Source organism: Oleiphilus sp. HI0079, assembly GCF_001635105.1.
Map to the genome: position 1 here is coordinate 1 of NZ_LWFT01000013.1, position 844 is coordinate 844.

The 844-nt window shown below is 43.4% G+C and carries 2 protein-coding genes; both read left to right on the forward strand.

Annotation, left to right across the window (positions count from 1 at the left end; genetic code table 11):
- Positions 1–234: 234 nt before the first annotated feature.
- On the forward strand, positions 235–576 hold the full coding sequence (locus A3750_RS00300) for a hypothetical protein (protein WP_068455377.1): 342 nt from the start codon (positions 235–237) through the stop codon (positions 574–576).
- Between the two features lie 19 nt (positions 577–595).
- Positions 596–844: hypothetical protein (locus A3750_RS00305; RefSeq protein WP_156498262.1), on the forward strand; the 249-nt coding region annotated here is incomplete at its 3' end.

Here is an 844-nt window from a genome sequence, read left to right on the forward strand (position 1 = left end):
AGGTCTCGCGTACTAGAGCTCTTCTTCCTTACCGCTATAGTGGCTTCGCACTCAAATAGTGTGGGGCTTTCCGATGACGGTGCTGGCAGTAGCCACATCGATTCCGGTGGCTTTGGAGGGGACGGCGATGGCTAGCGTTCTAATTAAACACAAAACACTTAACAAGGCGCTCAATCAAGGACGCGCATAAATGCGCGCCGCTTAGCTTGGCGTTAACTGTTCTGGTTGTTATATATGAGAAAAACTGTACTGCTTTATATGTTTTACGCTCTTATTGCCGTCATTGTGAACGTAAGGTTTTATAGCTTCTTTACAACATTTCAAGCAGCGGAGCTGAGCTTTGAACAAAAGGTCGCGGAAAAGGCAGCCTTAATCAAGGATGGCTCTTTGAAGCTAACTGATGACCAGTTAGCGGATTTATTGCTGGCTGCGGCTAACAGGGACTATGAAATTATTCAGCAAAAATGGACTACAGCGTTCAATATAATTCTATTTAGCATTTCGCTATTTTCCATCCCCGTCACCCAGCAGTTAACCAGGCGCTCAAGCAAGGACGCCGTAAACGGCGCCACTTAGCTGAGCGTTAAGGCATCAAATGAAAGTATTTATTGCTGGTCTTATTGTTGGTATTGGGGTTATGTATTTCTCAGCCGAAAGAACCTTGGATAAACTCCATTTGTTTAACAGCGAGCAACTCCATCTTGGTTTGATTAATGAGTACAAATTTTTCAATAAAACGCTGAACGAGATTGAGTCTGGTAATATCGAACAGGCAATTCATCGCATAAGGAGCATTCAGGAGGCTAATAAAGCACTTATTAAAAAATGCATAACCGAAAGCTGT